Annotated in this window: 22 protein-coding genes and 1 pseudogene; all 23 read right to left on the reverse strand. The window is 52.4% G+C overall.

The window, feature by feature from the left end; genetic code table 11:
* Window positions 1-103 precede the first annotated feature (103 nt).
* The 23 genes and pseudogenes from spoIIE to rsmA all read right to left on the reverse strand — a co-directional run bounded on the left by spoIIE (window position 104) and on the right by rsmA (window position 23,894).
* Entirely contained in the window at window positions 104-2,608 is a 2,505-nt protein-coding gene (gene spoIIE, locus ACTHPM_RS26840) for a stage II sporulation protein E (RefSeq protein ID WP_440398336.1), read from the reverse strand.
* A gap of 484 nt (window positions 2,609-3,092) precedes the next feature.
* Window positions 3,093-3,584 carry a S1 domain-containing RNA-binding protein gene (locus ACTHPM_RS26845; RefSeq protein WP_440398337.1) on the reverse strand — a complete coding sequence of 164 codons (492 nt, stop codon included), beginning with the start codon at window positions 3,582-3,584 and terminating at the stop codon, window positions 3,093-3,095.
* Window positions 3,585-3,710: 126 nt separating this feature from the next.
* Window positions 3,711-4,073, reverse strand: coding sequence for an FtsB family cell division protein (locus tag ACTHPM_RS26850; protein WP_440398338.1), 363 nt, complete (start codon window positions 4,071-4,073; stop codon window positions 3,711-3,713).
* A 62-nt stretch (window positions 4,074-4,135) separates the two neighbouring features.
* On the reverse strand, window positions 4,136-4,720 hold the full coding sequence (gene yabQ, locus ACTHPM_RS26855; RefSeq protein ID WP_440398339.1) for a spore cortex biosynthesis protein YabQ: 585 nt from the start codon (window positions 4,718-4,720) through the stop codon (window positions 4,136-4,138).
* Window positions 4,717-4,998 carry a sporulation protein YabP gene (gene yabP, locus ACTHPM_RS26860; protein ID WP_440398340.1) on the reverse strand — a complete coding sequence of 94 codons (282 nt, stop codon included), beginning with the start codon at window positions 4,996-4,998 and terminating at the stop codon, window positions 4,717-4,719. The genes yabQ and yabP overlap by 4 nt, the downstream gene beginning before the upstream one ends.
* Window positions 4,999-5,170: 172 nt before the next feature.
* Window positions 5,171-5,449 carry an RNA-binding S4 domain-containing protein gene (locus ACTHPM_RS26865; RefSeq protein ID WP_440398341.1) on the reverse strand — a complete coding sequence of 93 codons (279 nt, stop codon included), beginning with the start codon at window positions 5,447-5,449 and terminating at the stop codon, window positions 5,171-5,173.
* A gap of 1 nt (window position 5,450) precedes the next feature.
* On the reverse strand, window positions 5,451-5,723 hold the full coding sequence (locus ACTHPM_RS26870; RefSeq protein ID WP_160501143.1) for an HU family DNA-binding protein: 273 nt from the start codon (window positions 5,721-5,723) through the stop codon (window positions 5,451-5,453).
* A 321-nt stretch (window positions 5,724-6,044) separates the two neighbouring features.
* Window positions 6,045-7,535, reverse strand: a complete 1,491-nt coding sequence (gene mazG, locus ACTHPM_RS26875) for a nucleoside triphosphate pyrophosphohydrolase (RefSeq protein ID WP_440398342.1) — start codon at window positions 7,533-7,535, stop codon at window positions 6,045-6,047.
* Window positions 7,536-7,631: 96 nt separating this feature from the next.
* On the reverse strand, window positions 7,632-9,281 hold the full coding sequence (locus tag ACTHPM_RS26880; protein ID WP_440398343.1) for a putative polysaccharide biosynthesis protein: 1,650 nt from the start codon (window positions 9,279-9,281) through the stop codon (window positions 7,632-7,634).
* Between the two features lie 164 nt (window positions 9,282-9,445).
* The gene (gene spoVT, locus ACTHPM_RS26885) at window positions 9,446-9,988 is read right to left on the reverse strand and encodes a stage V sporulation protein T (protein ID WP_440398344.1); all 543 of its coding nucleotides are present in this window, start codon (window positions 9,986-9,988) and stop codon (window positions 9,446-9,448) included.
* A gap of 258 nt (window positions 9,989-10,246) precedes the next feature.
* Entirely contained in the window at window positions 10,247-11,317 is a 1,071-nt protein-coding gene (locus ACTHPM_RS26890; RefSeq protein WP_440398345.1) for a foldase protein PrsA, read from the reverse strand.
* A pseudogene (mfd, locus tag ACTHPM_RS26895) lies at window positions 11,304-14,827 on the reverse strand (transcription-repair coupling factor). Before mfd ends, ACTHPM_RS26890 begins: the two are co-directional and overlap by 14 nt.
* Window positions 14,828-15,075: 248 nt before the next feature.
* Window positions 15,076-15,306 carry an anti-sigma-F factor Fin gene (locus ACTHPM_RS26900; RefSeq protein WP_440398347.1) on the reverse strand — a complete coding sequence of 77 codons (231 nt, stop codon included), beginning with the start codon at window positions 15,304-15,306 and terminating at the stop codon, window positions 15,076-15,078.
* An 87-nt stretch (window positions 15,307-15,393) separates the two neighbouring features.
* The gene (gene pth, locus ACTHPM_RS26905; RefSeq protein ID WP_440398348.1) at window positions 15,394-15,954 is read right to left on the reverse strand and encodes an aminoacyl-tRNA hydrolase; all 561 of its coding nucleotides are present in this window, start codon (window positions 15,952-15,954) and stop codon (window positions 15,394-15,396) included.
* A 129-nt stretch (window positions 15,955-16,083) separates the two neighbouring features.
* Window positions 16,084-17,037, reverse strand: coding sequence for a ribose-phosphate diphosphokinase (locus tag ACTHPM_RS26910; protein WP_127606669.1), 954 nt, complete (start codon window positions 17,035-17,037; stop codon window positions 16,084-16,086).
* 108 nt (window positions 17,038-17,145) lie between these two features.
* Window positions 17,146-18,528 carry a bifunctional UDP-N-acetylglucosamine diphosphorylase/glucosamine-1-phosphate N-acetyltransferase GlmU gene (gene glmU / locus ACTHPM_RS26915; RefSeq protein WP_440398368.1) on the reverse strand — a complete coding sequence of 461 codons (1,383 nt, stop codon included), beginning with the start codon at window positions 18,526-18,528 and terminating at the stop codon, window positions 17,146-17,148.
* A gap of 120 nt (window positions 18,529-18,648) precedes the next feature.
* Window positions 18,649-18,933, reverse strand: coding sequence for a septation regulator SpoVG (gene spoVG / locus ACTHPM_RS26920; protein WP_036712730.1), 285 nt, complete (start codon window positions 18,931-18,933; stop codon window positions 18,649-18,651).
* Window positions 18,934-19,130: 197 nt separating this feature from the next.
* A complete protein-coding gene (gene purR, locus ACTHPM_RS26925) occupies window positions 19,131-19,958 on the reverse strand; it encodes a pur operon repressor (RefSeq protein WP_440398349.1) in 828 nt (275 codons plus the stop codon).
* A gap of 167 nt (window positions 19,959-20,125) precedes the next feature.
* On the reverse strand, window positions 20,126-20,980 hold the full coding sequence (ispE, locus tag ACTHPM_RS26930) for a 4-(cytidine 5'-diphospho)-2-C-methyl-D-erythritol kinase (RefSeq protein ID WP_440398350.1): 855 nt from the start codon (window positions 20,978-20,980) through the stop codon (window positions 20,126-20,128).
* A gap of 152 nt (window positions 20,981-21,132) precedes the next feature.
* The gene (locus tag ACTHPM_RS26935; protein ID WP_127606677.1) at window positions 21,133-21,312 is read right to left on the reverse strand and encodes a small, acid-soluble spore protein, alpha/beta type; all 180 of its coding nucleotides are present in this window, start codon (window positions 21,310-21,312) and stop codon (window positions 21,133-21,135) included.
* A gap of 210 nt (window positions 21,313-21,522) precedes the next feature.
* The gene (gene veg, locus ACTHPM_RS26940) at window positions 21,523-21,798 is read right to left on the reverse strand and encodes a biofilm formation stimulator Veg (RefSeq protein WP_440398351.1); all 276 of its coding nucleotides are present in this window, start codon (window positions 21,796-21,798) and stop codon (window positions 21,523-21,525) included.
* Between the two features lie 196 nt (window positions 21,799-21,994).
* Complete coding sequence (yabG, locus tag ACTHPM_RS26945; protein ID WP_440398352.1) at window positions 21,995-22,891, reverse strand: sporulation peptidase YabG; 897 nt, start codon at window positions 22,889-22,891, stop codon at window positions 21,995-21,997.
* 118 nt (window positions 22,892-23,009) lie between these two features.
* Complete coding sequence (gene rsmA / locus ACTHPM_RS26950; protein ID WP_440398353.1) at window positions 23,010-23,894, reverse strand: 16S rRNA (adenine(1518)-N(6)/adenine(1519)-N(6))-dimethyltransferase RsmA; 885 nt, start codon at window positions 23,892-23,894, stop codon at window positions 23,010-23,012.
* Between the last annotated feature and the right edge of the window lies 1 nt (window position 23,895).

Here is a 23,895-nt window from a genome sequence, read left to right on the forward strand (position 1 = left end):
AACTCTCTTTCCTCCTATCATTTCCACTTTTGAGAGATTCCAAACGCTTTTCCATCCTCCTTCCCCTGCATTTCGCATTTCCCGGGCAATGTAACGAACGGCATCAGCTTACCGTGCGCGGGCGCTCCATTCGCGTAAGTCCGGGCACATGCAGTGTCGTCCATTCCGGACGGAAGTGCTCGACTTTGCCAACGACGACCGTCATGTCGTCATGAATAATATTTTGCTGGTAACGGATCACCTTTTCCAAGAGTATATCGGCGATGTGCTGAGGATCGTCACTGTCGATTTCCTGAATGAGACGCTTCATCCACAGCTCCTTATTCACGGCATGCCCCGGCGCATCGTAAATACCGTCCGTCATCATGATGACGATATCCCCGGCCTGAAGCTTCAAGGTGACGAGATCCACCTCGATATCCTGAATGATACCGATCGGCAGGTTGCTCGCGGATACTGGAATCACTTCCAGGCCGCGCTTGATAAAGCTTGGCGTGGAGGCAATTTTCATAAAGGTAGTCTCCGCCGTATACTGATCGATCAGCGCCATATCGACCGTCGCATATACCTCATCCGGCGACCGGAGCATCAGAATGGAATTCACCGATTTAATCGCCAGCTTCTCGTCCATGCCGCTCTGCAGCAGCTGCTCCAGGATCGACAAGGCCGTGCTGCTCTCCTGCTTCGCCCGCTCCCCGTTGCCCATGCCGTCACTGAGCGCGACCGCAAAGGTCCCATTGCCGAGCTCCACCATGCTGAAGCTGTCTCCCGATAGCAAATCTCCGCCTTTGGCCGCGCCGGCAATGCCGGTCGTAATTTCGAAGGTTTTGGCCGATCCGAACATGACCGTGGCCAGTCCGTCTTTGGAAGAAACGGAGGACTCGTGAAGGACGGCAATATGCTCGTCCAATATATCGGACAACAAAGGCGCGATGATTTTGCGGCATTCGTCGTAGCCGCGGGTAAACGCATGGATGATCTCAATTTCCACGTGGCCGGAATCCAGGCTGATAATTTCAATGCCCTGAATAGAGAGGCCCAGCTGCTCCAGCGCCTCGCGGATTTGCTCCTCCTGCCGGTACATCGCCTGTCCCTCGCGCTGAATTTCCCGTGCCAGATCCTCCATGACCTGGGATACGCCCGACAATTGTTCCGCGACCAGATGGCGGCTGTCGTATATTTGGCGTTTCCACTGCATATCATGCTGATAGAGGTTGTACTGCTGCTTCAATTCCTGAAGCACTTCGCCTGTTTTACCGCAAATCCGCGTCCACTCCTTCGGAATCTGCTGATCGGTTATTTCCGGATTGTCCTCAACGGCGGTCATCACATCCGTCATATATTTATAGGTTTGATAGAATTTCGCATCCCAGCAATGGCTCTTTTTGAAACAGCTGGAGCATGACCCTTCTGCTACGGCATTCATGAAATGGTCCATTTCGCCGTTTCGTTTGCTCACCTCCTCAGTACCGGCCACCTGGCCGAAGCTTTGCGACAGCTGCCGGAAGACCTGGGAGAACTGCGTTACCCTCTCCGCGGTCAGATCGCGCACCCTTTTGGCATACTCATGCTGGGATTTGCTGTGGTCATTCGTGCCTGGCACATATTTGGAGATCATTGTAATGATCGATTTCGGCGTTAATAAAAAGAGCACAATTGCCGCGCACGATTCCCAGGTGGAGGTCATCACGTCTGCAGGCCCGCTGAAATAAATGGATAGAATCGAGGAGCCCAGCAGCATTCCGATCATCACTGCCCCCTTTTTGCCCTCACGCAGCATCCCGGCCAGCATGCCGGAAAAGGCAAGGAGGCTCATCTGATAGATGGCCGAAATATCCGCAAGACTGAGGATGAGGCCCGTCACGACCCCGACCGAGGCCCCAAGTGGCGCCCCGCCGACCAAGGCGAAGATCAAGATGAGATAACGGGAAAGCACATGCTCCACGGAAAGGGAATATACCGTCCAGCCCACAGCGCCCGTCATCACGGAGGCTAGCAATATGATCAAGCAGAGAATTTCCTCGCTGCGCAGCTGATAATTTTTCTTGCGATAGGTAAACACGGGAATGGCTTGGATAAACACCAGGGTGAGTACGAAGCTGAGAACGGCATCCAGCGAGCTCATCATGAGCGCATACCAGGTAAATGGCGGTCCGGTCATAATCGTAAACAGCTTAACGGCGAAAGCGGAGACGAAAACCATTAGAGGCGCATATGACAGCTCGGCATGCTCGAAAGCGTTCAGCCCCCGGTGGATCAAGTAGAAAATAAGAAGCTCAGCCGCAATGATCAGCGGTGCAGGAAAGGGAGCAAAGAGGCTGCCGGCAATGAGCGCAACCGTCACAGGGAGCAGATAATCGCGGCGCATGAACGCGATGACGGCAAAGTAGGCGATCGCAAATGGCGATAGCTCGTCCAATATCATGGCCTTTCCCAGTAAAAACGCCATCAGCGTCAGCAGCAGCATCCACTTCTTGGCTGCAAACAGCTGAAGCGGGCGCTGGAGCATGGGCATATTGCGCAGCCGAGCCGTCCAGCCGTTATCCTCCATCACCGCTTCTTTTTGCAGCGTATTAAATCCGGGAATGTTTACGTTCAACTTCTCCATGTGTTCGGCACCACCATTTCGTAGATTTGATGGTACCCATTATAGAGGCCATGAAACATGAAAGTTTGTCATAACAGCGGACAGGCCCCAAAAAAGTTTCCGACAAAAAAGCCCGCCTCGCGAAATGTCGGGAATCGGCCGTGGCACCCTTGCACCATAGCCGTTTGAACGGCATCGGAACTTAGCTCTGGCGTAAAGGCTTTCCCGGTAGCCTCCAACAATCTGCTAGCGATTGCGAAAGACAGAACCGGAAAACCGTTGGATGCTGTCGGTAATTTTTTTCCGGACGACAAAAAAACCGCAGCAGGCTCGAACCTGCTGCGGTTTATCTTAAGATCATAGAATTCAGAAGTTTTCAGCGAAGCTGAACAATGCAATGAGCGCAAGAAAAACTTCCGCTATAACGCGGTTTTTCATCTATGATATTACGTCAATAGACGATTTTTCTTATTCAAGTCTTCGGCACATGCGCGGGGAAGCTAAATTACATGCGTTTAGCGCCGCGTCCACCGCGTTTGGATTCCGTCTGTTTCTTGATGGAAGAAATACGTTCTTCACTGTCCTTCAGGAAACGTGACATTTTATCCTCAAACGAAGTTTTGTTGGCTGCAGGCTTGAATGGGCGCCCGCCACGTTCACGGTTGTAGCCTCCACCACCACCGCCGCCGAACCGCTCTCCACTTCCGCCACCGGAACGTTCCGGTCTTGGTCCTCTTGGAGGCCGAGCTTCGGATGCTGGCTTATCAACAGCTTGTTTGATGGAAAGTCCGATCTTGCCGTCCTTGTCGACATTGATCACCTTCACGGTTACAACATCATTGATCTTCAGGTGATCGTTGACATCCTTGACGTAATTATCGGCGATTTCCGAGATGTGAACGAGACCCGTGACACCTCCTGACAGATCCACAAATGCTCCAAAATGCGTTATGCCTGTCACCTTGCCTTCTAACTTGGTGCCCACTTCGATTGCCATAGAATAAAATGATCCTCCCTTAAAAATATACAACAAGATTTGAGTCAAACCTTGGCTGTGGTGATTTGATTATACATAAAGCAGAAACTGAGGTCAACTGAGTTAGGCCCAGTTTCAGCGCCTATATTAGGGGTTTGTTTCCTCCGTATAGATCGGGGTTTCCCCGGGTAAATACATTCCGAAATTCTTGCGTGCGAGCTGTCCGATGTACTCCGGATCATTGAGCCGTTTCACTTCGGTCGTCAGCTCATTCTTGGAATTGTCCGTCGCCTGCTGCTCCACCTTCTTCTTGGCAAGCTCGGCACTCTTGTCCGCAATTTGCGATTGCTGAGAAATATAGGTATAGCCTGCCCAGCCCATAAAGATGACCATAAAAGAAACCCAGATCATGATCCGTCTGCGGGCACCGGCACTTTTGACGGTTTTGCTTTCCTGATTGGTTCTGGCCGTTTGGGTGCGTGCTCGTTCCTTGGCAGCGTATTTTCCCATGGGTCTCCTCCTTCAAAACAGGGTATCGTTACCTTTATTCCAGACGGGCCTGCCTTTTTCCTCTATTCCTTGTTCTTTGGAAACCACTTGTTCCAAAGAACCGCTGCGGCTTCTACCAGCTTGTCAAGCCACTTCGGCATCCGAAGACGCGAGGTGATCGGTCTGAACATCCACTTCGTCAGCTTCCAGAAAGGCAGCAGAATTTTCAGTACGACATGCAAAATGAACATCAGCAGGCTTCCCAGCATGACGGCTAGTCCCTTCAGCAGCCTTAGCAGCAGCCGGATGGGCGACCAAACCATAAGCCTGAAAAGTCGCTTGAGCATATCGATCATATAACGCACTACCTTTATTAACATTACCACAAAACGCTGAGTTGTAACACTTAAGAATAAAAAATATAACCATACTCCCAGAAAGAGTCCCACAAAGACATAGAAGCGAAGCTGCCCGTAATTGCTGACATACAGCACCCTGAACACAAAAAGAGCTGCCCCGCACCAATAGAGGAGGTCCATAACATGGAGGGTCCATCTCGGAAAATGCAGCTGGCCCGACAGCACCCGGTAGCTGTCATAGGCCAGTCCCATCGCTGCTCCCGAGAACAGCATCCAAAGCAGGGTAATCCACTGAATATGCGGACTCATTTAAACAGCTTGCCGAGCATTCCCTTGTTTTTGCCGTGTGAACCGGGATCCAGGTAAACCAGGGAATGAACCAAGCCTTCGATGGAAAGCAGGCCTTCCTCCAGGCTTAGGTTCTTGATATGTAAATTCTGTCCTTTGATGGTCAGGTGTCCAAGCTCGGTATGGAGCAGGAATTCTTCACTGTCAAAGCTCTCCACGTTATGGACTCCCGTCAGGTGCAGCTGCTTGCGGTTCAGCATGTGCAGCTCATGCTGTTTGCTTTTGGCTGGCTCGTTCATGGCATGTACCCCTCCTTCTTACCAATAGCTTATGGAGGGGACACGCGGTTTAGAACTACAACGGAAGAACCCGGGCGGCCGACCTGCAGGTGGTGCAAAGGACTTCTATAAAATAGCATGGCACCCCCCGAACCCGGGAGGTGCCTGTATGTGCTGACTATAAAAGTGCTTGTTACCAGTTCAAACCGTTATCTTTTATGATCGGCTCTTCCTTGACCAAGGAGTACAGGCTCGCGGCCTCATCCTTACGCGTGCTTTCAGCGAGACGCTCCACCTTCACGGTGACGAGCTTCTGTCCAAACTGAACCGTGATTTCGTCGCCAACCTTCACGGTGCTGCTGGGCTTGGCCTCTCTGCCGTTAATGAGCACACGGCCTTGATCTGAGACATCCTTGGCTACGGTACGCCGTTTGATCAGCCTGGATACCTTTAGGAATTTGTCGACACGCATCTTATTTTACGGCTTCTTTCAGCTTGTTGCCCGCTTTGAACGCAGGTACGTTAGCTTCTGGAATGTCGATGGTTTTGCCGGTTTGAGGGTTGCGGCCGGTACGTCCGGAACGTTTGCGGGTTTCGAATGTGCCGAAGCCGATCAATTGCACTTTATCGCCGCTTGCGAGGGCATCGGTGATTTCACCAAGGAAACCGTTCAGAACGGATTCCACGTCTTTTTTGGTCAAGCCGCTTTTAGTCGAAATGTTGTTGATCAGATCTGTCTTGTTCATAAATTATTATCCTCCCAATATACAAAGAAATAAGTATAGGTGCGTCATGATAGCATGGCACGCGGCCCTTTGTCCGCCGTTCCGCGGTTCGGGATGCATGAACCTGCAGTCACTCCCGCAGTTTTCATGAGTATGGTTATTCTGGATGCCTTACTCGAATTCCTGCTTGAATATGCCAAAATTTTATCATTTATGAGGGAATTCTTGTAAAAATTCGGCTGATCGACGAAGAATCGCGACGAGTGCAGCAATGTTTTACATTTCCTTCATGTACTGCCTAGCAGTTGGCAGCCTTCATCCCCCACGCAGATGGAGTCCTTATCATACCTGATTTTTGGCCTGTTGCCAAATCGCGTCCATTTCCTCCAGGCTGCTATCTTCCACGGTCTTTCCCTTGGCTTTCAGCTGTTCTTCGATAAAACGGAACCGTTTGACGAATTTCCGGTTGGTCCTCGACAGCGCCTCTTCCGGATCGGCATGCAGGAAACGCGCCGCATTGGTTGCGGCGAACAGCAGGTCTCCGAGCTCCGCCACCTGCTCCTCCGGATCCAGGCCCTGCTCGACGGCTTCACGCAGCTCGGACAGCTCTTCCTCGATCTTGAGAAATACGTCATTGATCTGATCCCAATCAAATCCTACTTTGGACGCCTTCTTCTGCAGCTTATAGGCTTTCATGAGCGCAGGCAGATCACGCGGGATTCCGTCCAAGGCCGATGCCTGCTCCGGCTTCTGTCCCTTGCGCCGCTTTTCCTCGGCCTTCATCTGCTCCCAGTTTGCAAGCGCCGCTTCCGCATCCTCCGCCTTGTTCTGCCCGAACACATGCGGGTGCCGGAAAATCAGCTTGTCATTCAACCCCTGAATCACATCAAAGACATTGAAGGTGCCGACTTCCTCCTCCATCTGCGAATGCAGCATCACCTGCAGCAGCAGATCACCGAGCTCCTCCTGCATATGCTCCGGATCATCCTCGTCAATCGTCTCGATGACCTCATAGGTTTCTTCAATCAGATTCTTGCGGATGGATTCATGTGTCTGCTCCTGATCCCAAGGGCAGCCACCAGGGCTGCGCAGAATTCCGACGATTTCGTGCAGCCGCGCAAAGGTTCGCTGGCGCAGCATGTCATCCTCGCTTCGAGGCACATAAATCAGTGACAGATTTCCGTAGCCCTCTACTCGATCGAGTTCATACACCGGTACCTGAACGATCTGTTCCTGCCCCTCAACGCCGAGGGCGTGTCCCACAGTCACCAGGTAATCGTCTGGATAAAGCTCCATCAAGGCCAGCTTGACGTCAGAAGCCGTGAACGCGTCGTACACTTGGCCGATGAGGGTATGCAGCTGCGGCTGCAAAAAGCTTGCATTCAGCCCGCTGGCGTCAAGAAGCTGGAAACCTTCAATCGGATCGAATCCGAGTCGCACAAAGGCTTCATCCAGGAAGGACTCCCCGCCGAGGATGCTCAGCTCCACGCCTTCGCTTGCGCAGCGCTCACGCAAAATCTGCACGGTCGATTCGGCGACCATCGGATGGCCAGGAACGGCATAGACGATACTCGACCCTTGTGCTCCGGCAGATGCTTTCTCCAATAGCGTATCTGCAATGGATGCATAAACCTCGGGAAACGAGTCCCGTGCTTCGTAAATATGGTCAAAAGACTGCATGGAAACCTTCAATTCATCCAGCACTGACATCATCGGATGGTCTTTGGTCCTAATGTATACTTCCGTTGCCTGCTGGAGCGTCTTGACGATTCCCATCGTCAGGCGGTCGGGATTGCCCGAGCCCAGACCGACAATGGTAATGGATGCACTCATTCTTCATTCCTCCGCTCTATCATCATTCTTCCGGTTATTGGCAGCAGCTATACTATACCACGGCTGCTTCCCTCACCAAAATCTTTCCGTTCGCGGCTATGCGATCAGCCGCAGCCTGCGAAGCAGTCCGGCAAGCGGAGCGCCGATCTTCGGCAGCATGCGCAGCTCCTGCAAGCTGAGCAGGCGCGTCTTGGCGGCGCCGGCCAGAAAGGCGGCGCCACCGGCTGCGGCCCCGGCCAGGCTGGCCGCAGCGGCCGTGATGCGGGCGTGCAGCCCGAGCGCGGACAGCAAAGCGTCCGCGGCGAGCATGGCGGCGCCCGCCGCCAGGGCCATGCCGGCGAGGACAACCGCCGGCCGCCCGATCATCATACCGGCGCGGATGCGCAGGCCGGTATGGCGCGCTAGCAGCGCGATATTGAGCGCTGCCGCCAGGAAATGCGCGGCGACGCTGGCGACGGCCGCGCCCGTGATGCCGAGGCCCGGCACGAGCAGCAGGTTCAGCAGCGTCTTCGCCGCTGCCGCGGCCAGCAGGTGCAGTGCCGGCGCCTTCACGATGCCGATGCCCTGCAGCAGGGCGGCAGAGATGATGCTGAGCGCGCTGCCTGCAGCCGTAAAGGCAATCCAGCGAATGACGCCGGTACCCGTCCCGTCTTCGTAGAGCGCGGTATTGATCGGCATGGCGAGCACCGCGATCCCGATGGATGCGGCCATGCCTACCAGCCAAAACCAGCGCAAAGACAGGCGGCAGCGTCCCTCGACCAATGGCCTGTCTGCCTTTGCCTTCGCTTCAGCCAGCGCAGGGATGAACAGCACCGACAGCGATGTGGCCATCATCGTGACCAGCTGCACCACAGGCATGCCCCGGTTATAAATACCGAACTGGACCATGGCTCCCGCTTCTCCGGCCCCACTCGCCTTCAGAAGGCGCGGCACGGTAAAGGTGTCTGCCAGACTCACCAGCGAAATGGCCAGCGCCCCCAGACATACGGGAAGGGCATACTTCAGCATGCTCCACAGCAGACGCAGGTCCCCCCCCTCCTGCCGCGCTTTAAAGCTATGTTCTGACGGAGCTTTTTCCTCCCCGCCTGTATGGCGTCCCTTGCGATAGCCGCGCCAGTATCCACCCATGACGAGCAGCCCTGCCGCTCCCCCTGCAGCCGAGCCGAGCAGGGCGCCTGCCGCTATGCGTTCCGCTGATGCTCCAGCAGAGGTGAGATATATCAGCAAAATGATCATCACCGCAACCCTGAAGCACTGTTCAGCGATTTGTGATACTGCTGTCGGCATCATATTTTGATATCCCTGAAAGAAAGCGCGCAGACCGGACATCAAAGGCACAAACAGCATCGCAGCCGCAGAAGCCCTGAGCGCCGGCACGACGCTTGCATTGCCGATCATCCGGCTGATCAGCGGCGCTCCGAAATAGATCGCCGCTCCGAGCGCAAGCCCCGAGCAAGCCAGCGCTGTTGATGCCACCCGGATGACCTGCCGGCTGCGGATTTGGCCGCCCTGCGCGGCATCCTCGGCCACAAACTTGGAAATCGCCGCCGGAAATCCGGCAAGCGCAAGCGTAATCATGAGGGTGTAAAAAGGATAAACCGTATTATAAATGCCGAAAACGACATCGCCGCCCATATTTTGCAACGGTATTTTTTGCAGCGTCCCGATCAGCTTCGAGAGCACCATCGCGATGCTCAGCACGAACGCGCCCTGCAGTATTTTCGAGGATGTCCCCGCTTCCTTCATTTTCGTTCCCCTACTTTTTTCTCCCGAATGGACAAGAAACAAATGTGTATTGCAGCAAGTGGATAAGCCGCAGTTTCTATTATACCTGGGATTCCAGGCACAAAAAACTCCCGCTTCTTCTCATGAATGCTGCACGCAGCGTTCGAAGCGGGAGTTTGCCTTGCTTACTGCTCCATTTGTTTGCCCAGAAAAGCCGCAGCCGTTTCGGACATTTTGATTTCAAGCTGCGCCATCTTAACGGAATCGTCCTTACTAAGCAGGATGACTGTACCGATCGGGTCACCGCCAGAGATGATAGGCGCAACCACGAAGGACGACAGCGTTTCCTGATGGTCCTTGCTGATTTCATAATTGCCGCCGTTTGTTTCCAGCAGCGTCTTGCGGTTATCCATGCAGCTCTCTATCGGTGCGCCGATTTGCTTCTCCAGATACTCCTTCTTGGAGCCTCCGGCCACGGCAATGAACGTATCGCGATCGGAAATGATCGTGGTATGCCCCGTACCCTCGTACAGCGATTCGGCATATTCTTTGGCGAAATCGCCAAGCTCTCCGATTGGCGAATATTTTTTTAGAATAACTTCACCATCACGGTCAACGAAAATTTCAAGCGGATCTCCTTCACGGATTCGCAGTGTTCTTCGAATTTCTTTAGGGATGACCACTCTGCCCAGGTCATCAATACGACGGACTATTCCAGTAGCTTTCATTTGACATGTTGCCCCGCTTTCTCGAGAAGATTTTTCAACTACTGTTCGGATGGGAAGAGGAGTGTCCCAGGAAATATAAGTGTGATATCTGACCATAGTATTCATCCTTTCCCAAATCCTTATACATGAACTTGGAATGAATAGTTGCGGTCAAAAAGCGCATTTTGTTCAAAAGCACCCCGGGAAAACCCCACAAAAAAAACGCGGATCGCTCCGCGTTTTCCATTTGAATCACGGTCTGTTAAAGCCCATTGCTGCTTACTTGCCGCTTGTCTCGCCGGTCTTTACGTCTTCCTTGTAACTACCTGTAGAGTCCTGTTTGTCTGTTCCTGCCTTGTCCGTGTTGGACGGTTGGTCTTCGGTCTTCGGCAAATCGATCTTCGTGATAATATCCTTCAGCTCATTCTGCATGAAGTTGTCGATTTTGGCCGCACCCAAGTTTTGTTTAATAATATCCTTTTGCTCGGCGGTCAGCTTGTCGAAAGGCGTTTCCTGCCGGGAATCGACCTTTACGATATGGTAGCCGAGCGTGGACTCGAACGGTTCGCTCACTTTACCCAGCGGCAGGGTCAGCACCTGCTCCTTGAATTCGTTCACGCTTGTTTGGCCCAGCGTGAAGTTCTCGTATAATCCGCCGTCATCCTTCGTTGCGGTATCGTCCGAGTACTTCTTCGCAAGCTCGGCGAAATCTCCGCCTTGATCCAGCTTCGACTTGACCTCTTTGGCAATCTTGAGCGCTTCTTCCTTCGTACGTTCCTTTTTGTCACCGTATTGCAGGCCGATCAGCACATGATGAAGCTTCGCGACCGTATAATCCTGCTTCGAAGACTCATATTTGTTTTTAATATCGGCATCGGTGACCTTGCCTGTCATGTCCGCCAGAGACGTCATGGCTTGTACGAGGTAGGCCTTGAGGTCTTCCTCCTTCAAATTCTGCTCTTCCAGCAGCTTCTTGAACTGCTCGTCGCCCATGGATTTTTTATTCTGGTCCATGACCTGGGTTGCTTGTTTATCGCCGTCTTTTTTCGCGGTCTCGTCGGCTTTATTGCTCAAATATTCAAAAGCAATCTTCTGCTTCACGACATAATCCTGAAAATCGCTTAGGTTAATGAACTGGGAATATTCCGGAGACATGAAGGAAATGATCTTCTTCTGCTTCTCCAGCTCCTGCTCGGTTATTTCCCCGCCTTTGTAGGTCGCAATGACCTTGCTTGAGTCCTCCTTGTCCGCAGACTCGCCCTTTTCGCAGGCAGCCAGCATGGACACGGCCATGGCAGCGATCAGCGTGAGGACGATTCCCTTCCAGGCTCTCTTTTTATTGAACAACATCCTGAAGCTCCTCCTTCGATTTAAACAGCTCTCGGATTGCCTTCAGAAATTGCTCCAGCAAACTCAGCAGCTGCCCGTCATCGAGCCCCTTACCCTTGATACGGATCGACATCTGGGACTCCTGCTCAAATTGTACACGTCTTTCGAACTTATTGCCAATCTGGGCCAGCTTAGGCGTGCTGATTTTCTTCTCTTGACCTTCATAGAACTTCAGCAAGAGATCGTCCCCGCGCTTGGTAATGGAGTCGATGCCATACATTTTGCCGTATATTTTCAAACGCGCGACCGTAAGCAGGTTCACCACAGCCTCCGGCAGCTCTCCGAACCGGTCCAGCAGCTCATCCTCGAGTTCCCGCTCATCGTTAAACGTGCCCACGGCGGCCACTTTTTTGTAAATTTCAATCTTTTGGATGCTGTCATAGATGTAATCGGCAGGCAGATACGCATCGATGCCGATATCGATCATCGTATTCCATGCCTTCGACGGCTCTTCCTTCTCGCCCAGCATGGACACCTTCCGCTTCTTGATCTCTTCGGCCAGCATCTGCGAGTACAGGTCAAAGCCGACGGAAGCGATAAAACCATGCTGCTCCGCCCCGAGCAGATTCCCTGCACCGCGGATGGACAAGTCGCGCATCGCGATTTTGAAACCGGAACCGAGTTCCGTAAATTCCTTGATCGACTGCAGCCGCTTTTCCGCCACCTCGGTAAGCACCTTGTCCCGCTGGTAGGTGAAATACGCGTATGCAATCCGGTTGGACCGGCCTACGCGTCCCCGCAGCTGGTAAAGCTGGGACAAGCCCATCTTGTCGGCATCATGCACGATCAGCGTATTGACGTTCGGAATGTCCACGCCGGTCTCGATAATGCTCGTGCTGACCAGCACATCGTATTCACCGTCGAGGAAATCAAGAATCGTCTTCTCAAGCTCCGATTCCGACATTTGACCATGGCCCACGCCTACCTTAGCCTCCGGTACAAGCGCCGTGATCTGGCTGGCCATCTCCTGGATGCCCTGCACCCGATTGTATAGATAATACACCTGTCCGCCGCGGGCAAGCTCCCGCTCGATCGCTTCCCGGACCAGGGTCTGGCTGTATTCCACAACATACGTCTGAACGGGGAATCGATTCTCCGGCGGCGTCTCGATGACCGACAAATCGCGCACGCCCAGCATCGACATATGCAGCGTACGCGGTATCGGCGTCGCCGTCAGCGTCAGCACATCGACATTCGTCTTCAGCTTCTTGAGCTTTTCCTTATGGGTAACGCCAAAGCGCTGCTCCTCGTCCACAATAAGCAGGCCCAAATCCTTGAAGATCAGGTCCTGGGACAGGAGGCGGTGGGTGCCGATGACGATATCCACGGTTCCCTGGCGGATGCCTTTGGTCGTTTCATTCTGCTCCTTGCGGGAGCGGAAACGGCTGAGCACCTGAATGTTGATCGGATAACCGGAGAAACGCTCGCGGAACGTCTCATAATGCTGCTGCGCCAAAATGGTCGTTGGAACGAGCACCGCGACCTGCTTGCCTTCCATGGCCGCTTTAAAGGCCGCACGGATAGCAACCTCTGTTTTGCCATAGCCTACGTCGCCGCAGAGCAGTCGGTCCATCGGACGGTTCTGCTCCATGTCCTTTTTGATTTCTTCAATGGCCCGAAGCTGATCCCGCGTTTCGTCGTACGGGAACATTTCCTCGAACTCGCGCTGCTCGGCCGTATCCTTTTCAAAACCGAAGCCTGGAGTCGACTGCCGCTCTGCATAAAGCTTGATCAGGTCGTCGGCGATGTCCTGCACGGACGAGCGGACCTTGCTCTTCACCTTGTTCCATTCGTTGCCGCCCAGCTTGTATACTTTAGGCTCCTTCTCTTCGGAACCGACATATTTCTGGATCAGATCAATCTGCTCGATCGGTACGGACAGCTTATCGCCGCCTGCGTACAAAATATGCATGTAATCCTTATGGATGCCGTTGATCTCAAGCGTACCGATGCCCATATATTTACCGATGCCGTGATTCTGATGAACCACATAGTCTCCAACCTTCAGCTCGGTGTAGCTTTTAATGCGTTCGGCGTTGTCGATGTTTTTGCCCAATTTACGGATTTTACGCTGCTTTTGCGAGAACATCTCGCCCTCCGTAATGACTGCCAGATGAATAGAGGGCATTTCGAAGCCGGTCTGCAGATTGCCCTGCAGCATCACTGGCTCGTCGATATTATAGTCCTGCAGGACGCGCCGCATCCGGTCAAGCCGCTCCTCGCCGCTCGCCAGCATAATGACCTTGACGCCCGACTTATGCCAGCGTTCCATTTCCGATTTCAGCACGTTCATCTGACCATGGAAATCCTGCATCCGCGACTGATGAAGTTAAGGATATTCTGCGGCTGCGTGTGCGGCACCTGGCGCAGAAAAATAGACATGAAGATCGTCTGGAATGGACGGTGATACAGCACGGTTTCATTCTCCACCGACAAATGCAGCTGTGGCAACGTTTTACCGTTCTGAAGCAGATGCAGGTTCCACTCCGACTCGTCGCGTTCCAGCTGTCTCGCCGTCTCTAAGAGACGGGCCGGCTCATCCAGAATGAGTACCGTATCCTTCGGCATGTAATCATACAATGTTTTGCGCTCCGGATAGAGCAGAGCAATATATTTATAGATTTCAGGAAAATAGACATGCTCACGCAAAAGCTCCATTTCCCGGTTCATTTCCTCCGTTAAGCGCAGCTTGGCCTGGCGGTCCGTCATTTTGCCAAGCTGCTCCTCCAGCAAATGTCCGGCAGCCTCCGCCGCCTGTACCAGCCGGTGCTGATCGGCGATAATCTCCTTGCATGGCGTAATGGTCACTTCCTTGACTTTGTCGATCGAGCGCTGGTCCGCCGGATCGAAGGTCCGGATGGAATCCACCTCATCGTCAAACAGCTCAACCCGGAAAGCGAGCTGCGAGGTCATCGGATAGAAATCGATAATGCCGCCGCGCAGGCTCATCTCGCCTTTGTTTTCTACGCGTTCCACGCGCTCGTAGCCCATCTCGATCATGCGCAGCATGAACTCGTCTACCGCCAGCGTTCCCCCGTCTTCGATCCGAATCCGGGCCTCTGCCATCACTTCCGGAGCAGGCAGAAACCGGCGAACACCGGAAAATGGCGCAACGACGACTCCCGAAAATCCCTGTGCGCACCGCATCAGCACATCGATGCGCTGGGCGAGGGTTTCTGGACTGGAAACGGCAGATTCCGCGGCTACCAACTCATTGGCTGGATATAATAAAACCTGATCCGGTGTAAGCGCTTCCTGCAAATCCTCTGCAATTTTTTGGGCTGAGAACATATTATGGGTCACAATCAGCATCGGCCGTTTGATTTCATCAAACAACGCTGCCAGTACCATCTGCCGCGACGATCCCGACAAACCGGATACCAGCTGCTCCTTCATTCCGGCCTTCACCCCGGCCACAACGGATTGCAAATCCGGATCTTTGGAAAACGCTTCTATTAGTGCTTGTAACAAAAGGGGCACCTCTCTCATGCTTACTTTTAGGATTGTTCCTCTTTTAATAAGGACTTTCTTATCTTTATTCATTGATCTTCCGTTCGTTCTTGGACCCTTGCCGGGTTTCCCGAAAGATTTTACCATAAAATGGTTTGTGTTGCGATGCTTTCCGGTTGCCGCATCCTAGGCCCCGTCAGGGAATACCGAAAAGAAGCCTCAGCAAACTGCCAAGGCCCCCAAAGAAGGGTATCCCAATCGCATCATGTTCATTGCAGCGGACTTGTGATCAAGCTTAGCTCCGGATTCTGCTCCAGCGCCTCTCTGCAGTAATCGCAGATCACTTTAACAGTCATGTCCCCGCTTAAATCATACGCTATTATATCTCTACGTTCCGCAGGGGTCAAGGAATGGAGCCCCAGCTGCATATCGGTCACCTGGGCGGAATCAATGCTTCCTAGCGGCGTGCGGCAGTGCCGGCAGATATAATTTATAGCCATCTATATGCCTCCTGAAGGTGATTTATACCCTCATTATGCCCGCTATTCACTTGATTTAGCCCTGTTTTCCGAAGCAGCAGACCCTATCTATCCGTTAAACTTCGCCATGGTCTGCTCATAGGTATGGTTAAGACTGAATTCTGCGGCATCGCATGCATGCTCAATCATATCCTCCAGCAGCTCCTTCTCCTTTTTGGGGAAAGCGGACAGTACATAATCGACTACCGCAAAACCCGGCTCCGGACGGGAGATGCCCATACGGATGCGGTCGAAGACCTGCGTTCCGGTATGCTGGATAATCGATTTGATACCATTATGGCCGCCTGCACTTCCCTGATACCGCAGCCGGATTTTCCCGATTTCCGTATCCAGGTCGTCATAGACGACAATCATATCTTCCAGTTTTACCTTGTAATAATCCATATACGCGCGCACGGCTTCGCCTGACAAATTCATATAGGTCATCGGTTTGATGAGTACCACCTTATCCGTTCCGATAAACCCCTCACCAATCAGCGCTTTGCACTTGCTGGGACCAAAGGTGATTCCATGGCGCTTGGCCAAGGCATCCAGCATCATAAAACCAACGTTATGACGCGTTTTTTCATAATTTGAACCGGGGTTCCCGAGTCCGACAATCCATTTCATGTTGATTCTATTCCTCCAGGCACCATGATATGGCGAGAAGGGTTATATTTCCCCGGGCGGGAAACATAACCCTTTCTGCGCTCTCCTATATCGAATGAACCAGCAGTATGACTCGTTCATGCGATATATCTATTCGATTTCAAACAGCTTGCTGATCGACAGTTCTTCATGAACCCGGATAATCGCTTCGCCCATAAGCGGAGCTACCGAAAGCACTTTGATTTTGTTGCTAGGGTCTGGATGCATGATTGGAATCGTGTCCGTCACAATCACTTCACTCAGCGGAGAATTTTCGAGACGCTCCATCGCAGGGCCGGAGAATACCGGATGCGTACAGCAGGCGTATACTTCCTTCACGCCGCCTTCCATCAGTGCATTGGCGCCAAGGACAATCGTTCCGGCCGTATCGATGATATCGTCGATAAGAATCGCGGTTTTGCCTTCGATGTTACCGATGATATTCATGACTTCGCTCACGTTCGGCTCCGGACGGCGCTTGTCGATAATCGCCAGCGGCGCATTCAGGAAGTCTGCCAGCTTTCTGGCACGTACCACGCCGCCATGGTCAGGAGATACGACGACCGGATTCTCAATCTGCTTGGAACGGAAATATTGCGCCAGAATCGGTACGCCGAGCAAATGGTCTACCGGAATATCGAAGAATCCCTGAATCTGCATCGCATGCAGATCCATCGTAATGACGCGATGCGCACCGGCTTTTTCAATCAGGTTCGCCACCAGCTTAGCCGTAATAGGATCACGGGAGCGGGCCTTACGATCCTGACGCGCATAACCGTAGTAAGGAATAACTACGTTAATGCTTTTCGCTGAAGCGCGCTTCAGGGCATCGACCATGATGAGCAGCTCCATCAAATTGTCGTTGACCGGTCCGCAGGTCGACTGCACCACGTAGACGTGACAGCCGCGAACGCTCTCGTTCAGTTTCACCTGAATCTCGCCGTCGCTGAAGCTGGTCGTGTGGGAATCGCCCATAGGAATTCCGATGTAATCGGCAATTTGCTGCGCGAGCTTCGGATTGGAGTTACAAGTAAAAATCTTTAATTTCGAATCACAATAAGTCATAGAATAAAAACCCTCCGTGCTGGTTCATTGAAATTCATGCCTGTCTCCATTGCCGTTTGAACAATGTTCATTTCCTATTACTATTTAATCATCCTTTGGACGTTAAAGCTACTTCTTGTCTTTTTTTGCCTTTGCGCGGGCGCGGATTTTCTCAGCGTAGCCCGGCTTGTTCTCCTGGCGCTGTCTGGCGATAGCCAGATCATTCTCAGGCACGGAATGCGTAATGGTCGAACCAGCGACCACGTAAGCACCTTTTCCAACCTTCACAGGGGCAACCAAATTGACGTTGCTGCCGATAAACGCATCGTCTTCGATATCGGTTATAAACTTATTATACCCATCGTAGTTGACTGTTATCGCACCGCAGCCGACATTGACGTTCTTCCCTACGTTCGCATCACCGATATAGCTGAGATGCGATACTTTGGAACCATCATCGATCTTGGCGTTTTTAATTTCCACAAAGTCACCAATTTTCACGTCTGCACCAAGCTTTGCTTTCGGGCGCAGATATGCAAAAGGACCGACAGTGGTACGGCTACCGACTTCGGCCTGATCGAGCACGGAATGTTTGATGGCAGCGCCATCGCCAATCATGGAATCCGAAATGTCGCTTTGCGGGCCGATATGGCAATCCTCTCCGATTGCGGTGCTGCCTTTAAGCACGGTGCCCGGATATAGAACGGTGTCCGAGCCAATGGTTACATCAGCGCCGATATAGGTGGAGGCCGGATCGATAATCGTCACGCCATTCAGCATGTGGCGCTTGTTAATGCGCTCACGCATCAGGCCTTCCGCCTCTGAGAGAGCCAACCGGTCGTTCACGCCGATCGATTCCGCGTAGTCTTCCGTCATATGACCAAGAACGGTTTCTCCTTGGCTGACCAGAATACCGATGACATCGGTCAAGTAATACTCCTGCTGTACGTTCTCGTTGGTAACCTTATCGAGTGCTGCGAACAGCTTCGCATTATCAAAACAGTATGTGCCTGTATTAAATTCACGAACCGCATCCTCTTCCGGTGAGCAGTCCTTCTGCTCCACGATACGCAGGACGCTGCCGTCCTCGCTGCGGATCACGCGTCCGTAGCCCTTAGGATTCTCCGTGTACGCTGTCAGCACTGTTGCTGCCGCGTGGTTGCTCTCATGAAGCTCGGTCAGAGCCTCGAGCGTTTCTGGGGTCACGAGCGGTGTATCTCCGCAAATGACAATGGTGGAGCCTTGTTCAGATCCGAGCAGATCCTTAGCCATCTTCACGGCATGACCTGTTCCGAGCTGCTGCTCCTGCAGTACATATTCAGCGGTCTCACCCAGATAAGATTGGACAGCCTCCGCACCATGTCCTACGATAACAATGCTGCGCTCACAGTTGACTTGTTTCACCGTATCCAGCACATGCCCTACCATAGGCTTTCCACAGACGGGGTGCAGCACTTTGTACAGTTTCGATTTCATTCGTTTACCCTGCCCTGCGGCAAGAACAATCGCCATTCTTTTCAAGGGTCTTGACCTCCTACTCTTGAACTCACTACTGAATATATCGTATTCTACGCAAAAAGAAAAGAGAGCCATAGTCCTGGCTCTCTTTTCCTTGAACCCCAATTGTAAAGCTTAAGCGCCTTCCTCAATCACTTCTTCTTCGTTGGCAGCGCGTTCATATTCCGCCAGAACAGCCGTTTGGATCTTCTCCCGAGTACCGGAAGAGATCGGATGGGCGATGTCGCGGAATTCTCCATCAGGAGTGCGCTTGCTCGGCATAGCAACGAACATTCCATTGTTGCCATCGATGACCCGAATATCATGAACCACAAATTCGTTATCAATGGTAATGGATGCGATTGCTTTCATTCTCCCCTCAGAGTTGACTCGGCGGAGTCTGACATCCGTAATTTGCATGTGTGTTCACCACCTTTTTCCATCAGAGACTTGGGTAGTATAATTCCACACAGCAAAGCGAAATCCTCTTTTTTGGGCTAACAAAATGTCCTAAATTCAGGAATTTTTTTATCAGATTGATAATGTCGACAGACTTCGGAACTATTCGCCGATAAAAGATTTTAATCGACAAATTCTGCAGTCTTTATCAACCCTTATCATTTGTTAAAATAGTTGCCGGGACTGACGTCAATCTCCTTGGATTTGGAATCGACTCCCGTTAAAATGGCGAGCGAAACGTAATCATGCAAGAGACGCTCCTCCGATTCCACGGATCCGGACTCGACCAAAACGCCTACGCCTGCGACTTCGGCATCAAATTCGGCCAACAGGTCGACCATACCCTGAATCGTTCCCCCCGCCTTCATGAAGTCGTCCACGATCAGTACTTTGGACTTTTCCTTCAGTGCCCGCCGGGACAGCGACATCGTATGGATGCTCTTATGAGACCCGGATACGTAGTTGATGCTTACCGCGGATCCTTCCGTCACCTGATGATCGCGCCGCACCAGCACTACCGGCAGGTTCAGCTGGGCTCCGGTCGCATACGCCAGCGGAATGCCTTTCGTTTCCACCGTCATGACCACATCGATGTCCTGATCGGCAAAGGCGGTGGCAAAAATTTTGCCCGCTTCGTTCATAAGAGACGGCTGGCCGAGCAGATCGGACATGTACAGGTATCCTCCCGGGAGAATCCGGTCCTTCTGCTGCAGCTGGCTGCACAGCTCCTCGGCGAAAATCAGAGCCTGTTCTTTCGGAATTTTGGGGGTGAATTTGACTCCCCCTGCGGCTCCGGCCAGCGTCAGCAGTTCTCCGATGCCCTCGTCCTCGAACACTTCCTTGATAATGACCAGATCCTCGCTAATGGAGGACTTGGCCGCCCCGTACCGGTCTGCGAACGTGGTAAGCGGGATTAATGTATGGGGTCTGGACAGCAGATACTGGGTCATCTCAACCAGACGCGCGCTTCGCTTTAATTTTTTCACGAAAGACTCCTCGCTATCGCATTATTCATTAAATTCCAGCCTTGAAATCGAAATTCAGCGATACGTTCCAAGACATTTTCCAATTCAATCCCTATCTATGTGTAAAATCCGAATATTATAGTATAAATATAGCATTTTTGTACGTATTTGTACAATCGAAGGATGTATTAGGTCAACAGGCGCACCGCATACACTTCTTTGCAAAAGCCCCTGAGACCGTTATAGATCCGTGCGACCTTTGATTCCTTATACACCAGACCGAATACGGTTGGCCCGCTGCCCGACATGAGTGCCCCGTCGGCGCCAAGCTTCAGCATGGCTTCCTTCAGCTGCCCTACCTGCGGATGAAGCCTGAGCGTCACATCCTCCAGCACATTGCCAAGACCCGCGCACACGGCTCCAAAGTCGCCCGCTTCAATCGCCTGGATCATTCCGCTCGCGGATGGATGCCGCTTCACCTCTGCCGCTCTGAACTTGCCGTATACCTCGGCAGTGGATACATTGATCGGCGGCTTGGCCAAAATAACCCAGCACTGAAGCGGATTGCTGACATGCGTCAGCTTCTCGCCCCGCCCCGTCGCTAGAGCGGTTCCCCCCGTTACGCAGAACGGAACATCTGAACCGAGTTCGGCGCCAAGCTCCTGCAGCTCCGCTGCCGGTATGTTCAAATTCCAAAGCCGGTTTAATCCGCGCAGCGCCGCGGCTGCATCGCTGCTTCCTCCGGCCAGCCCGGCGGCTACCGGTATCTTTTTATCCAAATGGATGTGCACGCCGCTTTTGACATCATAGCGGTCTTTAATCAATCTTGCGGCCTGGAAGGCCAGATTCTTCTCATCAAGCGGAATATACCCCGCCTGGCTCGTAATAATAATGGTGTCGCGCGGCAGTTCAGACATTTCCAATCGATCCGCCAGGTCCACCATGGTCATGACCATTTCGACCTCGTGAAACCCGTCGGGCCGTTTATGTAATACGTCCAGCATCAAATTAATTTTGGCCGGCGCTTTTTCGTAAATTTTCAAGGCGTTCACCCACCCTCAAGTTTCCCTCTTATCAGCTTCAAATCATTATATCAAACTGGAACATGCAAGTCATTTCGAACCTGAATTTAGTTATGAAAAACGGAGATCCCCATGAAAGCATGGGAGGTCTCCGCCGCAATTCCGGTATTCGTTTACGACTTGCGCGCGGCTGCCTCTTCGGCAAGCTGGATCGCACGCTTCACCATATTACCCGCATCCTTGGCCTTGATTCCGCCCCAGCCTTCCTGCTGTACGGTCTCGTAAAAGCCCAGATCCTTGGCAAGCTCGTTCTTCAGCTCTTCCGACATGACACTGCGACGTCTGCGGCTCATTAGAAGTCCTCCTTATCATGATGAAGCTTTGAAAGAATGATTCAGCGCTCTTGCATTGTACTTGTCTGCAAAACGATCCGCATGCTGCCATTGCAATCAACAAAGGCCATGCTTTATGTATTATGACTCAAGAAAATGAACCTCATTCGAGAAAGCCTCTGCCAACAAAAAACAGCCTTCCGCGAAGGAGGGCTGCTTCGAATGATAAAGTTACGCTTTTTCCAACTCAATCCGGGTGTCTGTGTTATCGTCGCAAATCGTGACCTCCACGGATTCCGTCAGAATATCTGCATAGCTGTATGAAACACGTTTAAAGGTTTGCTGTTCTTGGTCCAGCTTTACGATAAAAACAGATGGGTACGTTTCTTCCAAGACACCAGTTCGTTCGATGGTCTTTCGGCGACCACCATTTGCCCGAAGCGATATTTTTTGACCCACATGGGCTTCGAGATTGCGTTTGATTTCCAACAGCGCATTTTTAGCCATTGTCGACGACCACCTCTTTCCTTGTCCATTATAACTCGGTTAGTGGTTTTTGTCAAATAAAATTTTAATTATATCAGCAACAAAAATGAGTTGTCAACGGATTTTTTTGCGGATTTTTGTAATCTTTCCGCATACACGCCGTAAACGACAAAAAACCTTAATCCATAAAGCATGATTAAGGTTTACAAAACGATGATTACATGACCGAAGGCGTAACCTTCAGCTGCGAGAGGTCATTCAGGCGCGGCAATCCGATACGGTAGCTTCCGCGGGTCTCGATCCCACCGACGCCTTGAGTGCCGCTGATCGTATTATGGAGCACATCCGTCATGTCGATGGTATCCTTTACCGAGGTAAAGGAAGCCTTGGCAGCGACATAGACCGGATCCAGCGCATGGATGAGGATGCGCCCCGGCGAGCTGGCGAAATTCGCTCCCGCTTGCAGCAGCGCCTCAAAATGCGACTGGCAGGCACCCGCGACGACGGTCAGGGTGTCGTAGTGCCGTTCATACTGCCTTGCAACCTGAATAGCCGACACGAAATTTTGTGAGTTTTTATAGCTGTTCAAGCTGTATAGATCATTATTGGGCCGCTGCTTCAGCACGCCGTCATGACCGGTGATGACCACAATATCCGGCCGTACCCGCGGCAGCAGGCGATACAGGGCATCCGCCATGCCTGACTCGCTCACGTAATGGCCTTCTGCAGGCACCCGAAGCTGCTGATACAGGCTGAGGCTTTTCTTTAAGTAATTTAAATCTCCATCGAGATGGAGCACCTTACCCGGAACCTCAAAATAAGCCGGCTGCTCCACCATGGGCCAATTCCCGCTGAGATTCACCTGGTTGCGCTGTGTCTGTTCCTCACGATGACGCTTCAGCCTGCTTAATGACTCGTTTGCCTTAATATTGGCCTTCTGGGACCTTTCGTTCAGCGGCGCGTATGGCACCCGCACAAGGTCATCCAGGGGCGAATCAGCCAGCAGCCGAAACTCGGTCCCCTTGATTACAGCCAGATTGCTCCGCATATCCTCCACACGAAAAGCGATATCACCGCCATATGATTTGCGGACGACCAGGTCTCCTACATTCATCACAACATCACCCCTACCCCATGGTATGGGCAAATCCCCCTATTGGTTCATCACTTTTGGCAAAATAAGCTGCGATGCTGGTTACAGGATTACACCTCGACTGGAGAATCGCATCCTTCTACTGTCCGATCCCCGCTCTCAGGAGTACGTTGCTGAGCGTCGCAAACTCCTGCAGGCTGAGGGTTTCTCCGCGTCTAGAAGGCTCAATGCCCGCCTCGGCAAGCAGACTCTCGAGGCGCTCCCTGCCCTCCTTGGAGAAAAAGCGCGATTTCAGGTTGTTTGCGATCGTTTTGCGACGCTGCGCGAAGGAGGCTTGTACGACCTCGAAGAAGAAACTCTCGTCATCGACATCCACTGGCGGCTGCTCGCGCACCGTCAACCGGATTACCGCCGATTCCACGTTCGGCTGCGGAATGAATACAGTTTTGGGCACGATGCAGACCAATTCCGGAACACTGTAGTACTGCACGGCGATGCTGAGGCTGCCGTAGTCCTTCGTTCCCGGAGAGGCGGCCATGCGCTCCGCGACCTCTTTCTGGATCATGACCACGATATTCTCAAGCGGAAGCTTCTCTTCCAGCAGCTTCATCAGGATCGGCGTCGTCACGTAGTAGGGCAGATTAGCTACGACGCTAACCTTGGAAACGTCGGCAAAATCCTTCTGAAAGAGAGCCGCAAGATCCGTCTTGAGAACATCTCCATGATGGATGCGAACATGCGGATACTCCTCCAGTACTTCCTGAAGGATCGGGACGAGCCTTTGGTCAATCTCTACTGCCGTCACGGTGGCGGCCTGCTGGGCCAGCTTTTCGGTCAAAGCACCGATGCCCGGGCCAATCTCAAGCGCCCCTTTAGTCGAATCCAGGCCGGCGGCCTCAACAATGTTATTTAGAATGTTTTGGTCGATCAGAAAGTTCTGCCCCAGGCTCTTCTTGAATGAAAAACCGTGGCGCTGAATAATTTCCTTCGTTCGCCTCGGTGTGGCGATATCATCTTTGTTCATG

It is taken from the genome of Paenibacillus sp. SAFN-054, assembly GCF_051966755.1.
GTDB lineage: Bacteria > Bacillota > Bacilli > Paenibacillales > Paenibacillaceae > Paenibacillus_AQ.